This window comes from candidate division WOR-3 bacterium (assembly GCA_039802205.1).
Lineage (GTDB): Bacteria > Hydrothermota > Tepidihabitantia > SM23-42 > JAOAFX01 > JAOAFX01.
The window spans coordinates 1-7,523 of sequence record JBDRWD010000086.1 but is presented as its reverse complement, the minus strand read 5'-3'; the positions used below and the strand labels follow the sequence as shown (position 1 = coordinate 7,523).

7 protein-coding genes are annotated in these 7,523 nt (G+C 37.9%); all 7 read right to left on the bottom strand.

All coding sequences use genetic code 11. From position 1 onward, the window contains the following. Nucleotides 1–199: 199 nt before the first annotated feature. A complete protein-coding gene (locus tag ABIL39_12000) occupies nt 200–1,078 on the bottom strand; it encodes a zinc ribbon domain-containing protein (protein MEO0166848.1) in 879 nt (292 codons plus the stop codon). A gap of 13 nt (nt 1,079–1,091) precedes the next feature. After that, nucleotides 1,092–1,400 (bottom strand): hypothetical protein, encoded by a 309-nt coding sequence (locus ABIL39_11995; GenBank protein ID MEO0166847.1) that lies wholly within the window; start codon nt 1,398–1,400, stop codon nt 1,092–1,094. A gap of 14 nt (nt 1,401–1,414) precedes the next feature. Beyond that, nucleotides 1,415–2,209 (bottom strand): protein phosphatase 2C domain-containing protein, encoded by a 795-nt coding sequence (locus ABIL39_11990; GenBank protein ID MEO0166846.1) that lies wholly within the window; start codon nt 2,207–2,209, stop codon nt 1,415–1,417. Continuing rightward, nucleotides 2,210–2,749, bottom strand: a complete 540-nt coding sequence (locus tag ABIL39_11985) for an FHA domain-containing protein (GenBank protein ID MEO0166845.1) — start codon at nt 2,747–2,749, stop codon at nt 2,210–2,212. A gap of 39 nt (nt 2,750–2,788) precedes the next feature. Further along, nucleotides 2,789–3,382, bottom strand: a complete 594-nt coding sequence (locus ABIL39_11980) for an ankyrin repeat domain-containing protein (GenBank protein ID MEO0166844.1) — start codon at nt 3,380–3,382, stop codon at nt 2,789–2,791. A 113-nt stretch (nt 3,383–3,495) separates the two neighbouring features. Continuing rightward, nucleotides 3,496–6,009 (bottom strand): AAA family ATPase, encoded by a 2,514-nt coding sequence (locus ABIL39_11975; protein ID MEO0166843.1) that lies wholly within the window; start codon nt 6,007–6,009, stop codon nt 3,496–3,498. 2 nt (nt 6,010–6,011) lie between these two features. Further along, nucleotides 6,012–7,523: hypothetical protein (locus ABIL39_11970; protein MEO0166842.1), on the bottom strand; the 1,512-nt coding region annotated here is incomplete at its 5' end.

The following is a 7,523-nucleotide window of genomic DNA, read 5'->3' as shown; positions in this document are numbered from 1 at the left end:
TTGTAGGGGTTGGTGCAACAGCAACACCGGCTTTGATTACGGGCTTTTCATCCTTCAGGGTCGTACCACCAGGTGTGACCCCGGATGAAACAATATTTCCCTCTGACCGTTTGGTTTCTTTGAACTTATCTTTCACGGTTGGCCCCCTATTTAATTTATATCCATTTATTAATCTTATGTTACATTTCAACACTCAGAGTTAATATATCCAGTGACCCCCAAACTCCGGTGCGGCACATTCGCAAGGACCTCCAGGATGAAAAGCACCAAAAGCATTACAAACCCATCCTTTTGGTCCTCTCAATTTTCTCTCCTCTTCCTCTTGCCTCCTTCGTTCCTCCTCTTGTCTTCTTCGTTCCTCTTCCTGTCTTCTCCTTTCCTCTTCCTGCCGTCTCCTTTCTTCTTCCTGTCTTTGTATCTCTTTCTCTGCCTCCTTACCAGTAGATAGAATACTCTGCTTCTGCTCATCTGTAAATAATGGTGGAGGAATTTTCTTTTTTGTCTTTTTTTCTACTTTTTCAAGGTATTCTTTTAATTTGAGCAATTCATTAGTCTTATTTTCTTTACCCTCTTTAACCTCTACACCCACCACCAGATATTTTTGTGCCATATAATATGCCCTTGCCTCCTGATTAGAAGTGAATTTTTCAACCTCTTCCTGAGGAAATTTTTTTATTCTTTCAATCATCTGCTGGGCGACTGCAGTAAGCGGGGTATTACAGAATTTGCAGAAATCAAAACAACTTAACTTACCACATTTTGGACATACTATGCCACCGACCGGATTACCACACTCCGCACAATAAGCTGCGCCTTCTTCAAGGTCAGCATAGCAGAATTTACACTTACCTTCTAATAACCATTCACCACAGACCTCACATATATCAGCATTAGGGGCAACAATTTTTGCCCCACACTTCGGGCACTTTCTGCCACCTGTAAAATCATAACCACATTCAGCACAGAATTTCGCTTCAGTATCATTTATTGAATGGCAGTTTGGACATTCTTTACCCTCTCTTTCTTCTTTGGATGGAACTACCTTTTTTTCTTCTTTACCTTTTTTCTGGAATTCCATAATCGTCCTTTATTTAAATATATCTTTTCCTAAAAATTTTTGCAATAATTGCAAAAACTACAAAGACTCCAATCAGCATGGCGCCCTTTTCGGGATATGATATTGTAAAAGTCACTATAAATAAAAGAAAGGCAGAGATGGCAATAATATCGCGGGTTATCCCAAAAAGAGATGCAAACATCATACCAAATAAAACCGGGCCGGAAATCGTTATCGGTATATTCCAATCCCATATGATTTTTACAATTGCCCCGACCGCCAGACAATCCCGGGCAATTTCTGACCATCTACTTTTATCATCTGCCCTTTTTCCCCAGAGCATATATCACCCCTATTTTATTTTCCATCTTGTGATGCCTGTATTTCTATTGAGAAATCATCAAGCGATATATAGATTAAAATTATACTGATATTATCTTCGCCACCCTTCCTCTTTGCCTCGTCAAGAAGTCTATCAACCGCATTATCTTTTTCATTATTCAAAATGCCCTCTATTTCATCATCACTTAACATATCTGACAATCCATCACTACAAAGGAGTAATATATCACCGTTTAATATGACACCACCAGCAGGATGGAAATCAATAAAAATCCTTTCTCCACCGCCAAAAGAATTTAAGATAATATTTGAAGGTGCTTCTTTACTACCCATTGCTTCCTGCAGAGAGTGGTCTTTTGAAATCTGCGCAAGATTACCCCTTCTCAATCTGTATAACCGACTATCACCAACATTAATATAATAAACATTTTCACCATAGAATAGAACCCCAATTAAAGTAGAACCCATTCCCTTTTTATTGATGTCTTTATTCCCCTCCTCCAAGATAAATGAATGAATTTCCTTTGCCCATATAGAAAATCTATCAGCAAGGTCCTTTTCTGTCAATCCTTCTTCTATTGCCTGCACTTTCTCAACAATTTTTCTTAAAACCAATTCACTTGCAACCTCACCGGCATTATGCCCGCCCATACCATCGGCAACCGCGACAAAGAATTTCTGCTTGTCTTTTAAATCTAAGACCAAATCTCTCTTATCATCACGAAATATATCATCACCAATTAACACCATATCCTCATTATGTTCTCTCACACACCCTTTGTCACTTATTGCAGAAATCTTTAACTTCATTTATATCCTCCTGGTCCCAGTCGTTGGTGTTGGTTTTTTAATTTCTATAAAAAATTCTATATTGGCAATTTGTAGATATGATTTATCAGCGAGAACTTGTGGTTGATTGGGAACTAAAGGTAAATTATTATACTTTGTGCCATTAGTTGAGCCTAAATCCGTGGCAAGCCAGCCCTTCTGCGGGTCAAAAACGATTTTGAGGTGTCTGCCTGAAACTGTATCATATTTTCCAAATATGTCCACAAAATCTCCATATAGTCTGCCGATTAAGGCATCTTTTGTGATTTTAATATCAAGATTAAGGGTTCTATTTATTAAATGCAATTCACCAGCGGGTGCAGGTGGTAATTGCGGACCACCCACCCCAACTTTTGCAGTTGAAGAAAGACTTTTTGCTGTTACAAGAGAAGTCCCATCCTGTGTACAAACCTTGCCCTTGCCCGGTTTATTACACTTTGGACAGACTAAAATTTCCTGTCCACACTGGTCACAATAGAAGGAATCACTCTCAATATCGGCTTTACAAAAGGCACATATCATTATTCTCACTCCACCCTAAAGCTATATTTTTGATTTTTCTCATTTAATGCCCAATTTTTTAAGTGCCTCATCTGCTGACTGTTTTACCCCTTCATTATTGTCCTCAAGTGCTATTTTTAAGATTTTGACCACTTCTTTACTTTTAATTCCCAGTTCTCCTAATATCTGGACACCACCAATAACAGGGTCTTTTCCATGTGTTTTACCAGTGAGTTTAAATAGACCATTAGCAACGGTTGAAAGAACTGCAAATATATTTACTGGGGCTCCTTTAGGAATCACTCCAAATGGAAAGTAGTGTATCTCCTTGGGGGCATATACTACTAAAGGAGTTTCATCATCTAATTCCCTGGATAAATCTTTGTTTGGATATTGTGGCTGCGTCGGTTTTTTCGCTGCTAATATTTTTATCTTTAGCTTTGATATCAACACCTTAATAATTTCTCTTGTATCAGCGCCTTTTTCTTTAAGATATTCTACAGTCTCGGTATGTCCATTAATTGACGCCCACATCAAAGCAGTCCAGCCATACTTATCTTTAGCATTAATATCAGCACCTTTCTCAATCGCAGCTTTTAAGACAAACATATTACCATCTTTTGCTGCTTGAATTAAAACTCCGTTTAAGTCCATTTTAACCTCCTACAAGGTTTTGAAACCTTGCCCTACATTACCTTCCATTATGTTGATATGGGACTAAGGTCCCTACCCCAATAATAAACGGGATAGTCTGCTTCGAAACCATATTAACCCATTTTAAGGTCTTCAACTGTGATTGTATTCAAAACCTCTGGTTCTACAGGAGCCTTTTGCATAAGTTCAGCAACCCTGGCGGATTGATTCTGTAAGACCATCTCAAAGATGTTTCTGACCGTCCTGGCATTAGCAAAATTTCTATCCCTTTTGTTGTAAATATCCGTAAATAGTCTCTCCAGATATTCTTCTACACCTTCTCCAAGTTTCATTCCTTTTTTCTCTACCATTGAAATAAATATTGCCTTTAACTCTTCTGGCTTGTAGTCTTCAAAATCAATATACTTTGTAAATCTTGATTGAAGACCAGGATTGGCATTTATAAAATCTTCCATTGGCTCAGGATAACCTGCCACAATCACAATAAACTTCCCTCTATCGTCTTCCATTCTCTTGAGCAAAGTATCAATCGCCTCTTTGCCAAAGTCATGCCCCACCCCTCCTTTCTGTGGCGCAAGTGTGTATGCTTCATCTATAAATAAAATACCACCCATTGCATTGTCAATAACCCTATTTGTCTTGGGTGCAGTCTGACCAACATATTCAGCAACAAGCCCAGACCTATCAACCTCTACGAGATGCCCCTTACTCAACAATCCCATCGCTTTAAAGACATCAGCAAGGATGCGGGCAACGGTGGTCTTGCCTGTACCAGGATTCCCGCGGAAGACAAAGTGCAAATTTAGCATCGTCTCTTTTATACCTGCTGAAGCACGCGCCCTTTCAACCTGAAGGTAATCAATGAGTTTTTTAACTTCCCTCTTTACTGCCTGAAGCCCAATGAGACCTTCCAATTTCTTCAATGCATCTTCTATACTGACAACCTTTTCTATCTCATACTTTGGCGGAATATCCTCAACCCTGATGATTGATAACTCTTTCTTGTCATAATCCTTTAGGGCAGATAGCCTATTGGCCTGCATCTTAATACATTCCTCAAAGAGCTTTCTCACCTCTCTACCATTTGCGAAGGTTTTATCCCGCCTTTCATACATTGAAGTAAATATCCCTTTTAATTTTTCTTCTGCTTTATCTTCAATCTCGTATTTGTTTTTTTCAGCCATCTTCTTGAAAATCCCCAGTAACTCATCGGGCTGATAATCCTCAAAATGGAAATAGGTATTGAAGCGGGATGGTAAACCGGGATTGGCATTGATAAAGTTCTGCATCTCTTTGGGATAACCTGCCACAATCACAATAAACTTACCCCGGTCGTCCTCCATTCTCTTTAACAATGTATCTATCGCCTCTTTACCAAAGGAATCAACGACATTCTCTGGAGCAAGAGTATATGCCTCATCAATGAAAAGAATTCCACCCATCGCACTATCACAAAGTTTATTTACCTGTGGTGCAGTCTGTCCTACATACTGAGCAACCATCTTGCTACGGTCAACCTCAACCAAATGACCTCTATCAAGCAATCCAATTGCTTGAAATATTTCACCGAGTTTCCTGGCAACGGTCGTCTTACCCGTTCCTGGATTTCCAGTCATTACGATATGAATACCAAGCTTATATGTCTCCCCTAATTGTTCAGCCCTTTCTTTCTGAATTCTTATTGTATTTATTAGATTCCGCACCTCGGTCTTAACATTTTCCATACCAATAAGTTCATTGAGTTCCTCAAAAATTTCTTCCACAGTCTTTTCTTCAGGAAATTCACCCTTAATATCCTCAGGAATTATAATACAGTCATCATTGGCACCCGCTGAGATACGGAGATAATAATTACTAATAATCTCCTCAACCTGTTTTATCGCTTCACGGGCATTACTAAATGAATCATCTTTGGTTTTAACAAGATGTTTAAATAATTTTTTTAATCTTTGATTTGCATCTTCATTAAGGGTAAAGCCTTGCTTCTTTAATTCGTTTTCCGCAATCTGGAATAATTGGTCGGCATTGAAATCAGGAATTTCAAAGATGTATTTGAATCTACCTTTGATACTGGGATTTTCCTCAAGATATTCCTTTAAGCCTTTAGGTAATCCGGCAAGGATGATAATTGGGTCATACTTTGATTTCTCCATCTCACTGAAAAGTTTATCAAGTGGGTTTATCTCACCTGAATAACCAGCAGGCACCAATTTTTGAACATTATCAATAAAGAGGATACCGCCTTTTGCCTTCTGGAAATTCTGTTCAAAGTCCTTGGTAAATTTTGCCCAGTCAACCGCATCTACTGTTAAGGCATCTTCCTTAGAGGTTATTCCATATTTATAAAAGACCCCACATAATATTTCCCCAATTCTACTTTTTCCGGTGCCCGTATTGCCGATAATGACTGTATGGAGATTTTGTTTTGAGACAGGTTGCCCTATTTTACGCCGCTTTTCCATTCCTTGAGCAATATTGATAATACTTTGAATTCGTTGTTTTATATCATCAAGACCAACAAGGTCTTCTAATTGAAATGAAGGCAGAACTAATTTTGAACCGCAGAATTTACAATATTTGGCGATGTCACGATTTGATGAATTACATTTCGGGCAGACTATTCCCATGGTTATACCTGCTTGCTATTCGTGGTGGTTGTTAAAGATTGCAATTCTTTATTAATCTCAATGCTGTCCATTTTAAAAACTTTATTCACAATTTGCTGTTCTATGTTTTTTCTTTTATCTTCTATCTCAGATTGTACTTTGTCTATACGATCTTGGTAATTTTTTTGTGTGGCAGCCGGTAAGAGAATTTCGGACGCCTCTCGGTTTATGTGGTGATAGGATAACAGAGTGCGAATAAGTAAATATAAAAAAACAGGCGTAATTACAAATGGAAGTATCACACCTACCACGCCGCCTACAACAAGACCTATAATAGCACCAAAGAGTCCGCCGTAAATAAGACCAGCTATACCCCCTATGATTGCACCAATCCATATTAAAACTCCTCCTCCTTTAACAGCAAAAAATAATGTCCAAGCAACGGTCATACTAAGGCCTACGAATATAATTTTTTTACCCTCTCCTTCCCAGAATTTCTGCATTTGGATTTGTTTGTAATTATTTCTTAACAACTCCAACTCTTTCTTTTTATCTCCTTCTATCTTTTCTAATTCTTTTTTTCTTGTATTCTCTAATTTCGTTTGTTCTATTTTAATTAATTCTTCTATAAGTTGTTCCTCTTTTGCATGAAACTTAAGGTATTGATGATTCTGATTAATCTTTTTTAACAGCTTAACAAATTCATTTCGTAAAATCCTGTTGAACTGTGCACGCGCATACTCAATCCACACTTCGCACAACCATTCATAAACCTTACGCATATCATCTGATGCAAATTCTTTGGTAATATTACTCCCTATAGTATTTATAAGGCATGTGGCAAATTTAAAATTGTAGTAATTGTGCAGCCAATAATCTGCTTCTTTTACGAAAATGCTATCAGGTACTATATCTTTTTGAATGTCCAGTATATGTTTAGATAGGAGTGATTCAAACTCTTTAACATCTCTTGCTTTTTCTCCATTTATAATAAAGGAACTCTCCCTATCCAGTGCGTAACTTAATGTAGTAGCATCATATCTACCAATTTTTCGCCATCTTTCAATACTATTTTTTAATTCCGTAAACTGCTCAAGCCAGATTGATAACTTGGAATCTGGATTAGTTAACTCTTTTATAAGTTTATCTTTCACTTCACCTTCAGTAGCAAGCAAATCTTCCGGCTTAAAGAAAATTAAATTCCCAAACTTGAATTTCTCCTTACCCTGTAATTCCAATACAATTGTATTGAATGCACGCTCCTGATTAAATGCCTGGGCATACTTCCGAAAGGCATTCGCAATATCCTCATAACCACGCGCCTCTAAATAAAGATAAAGGTCAGCATTCTTTTTATTCTTGAGATATACCTTATAGTACGAAGACTCCTGCTCAATCGCATCACCTATCTCTTCAGCATTCCTACACTCAATCCCAGCGAATGTCTTGTAATTCTTTAATGGGTCTATCATATATGCCGACTTGATTAACCCAGCATCCTCATCAGCAGGATACTCCTTCTCCGTTATTTTCTC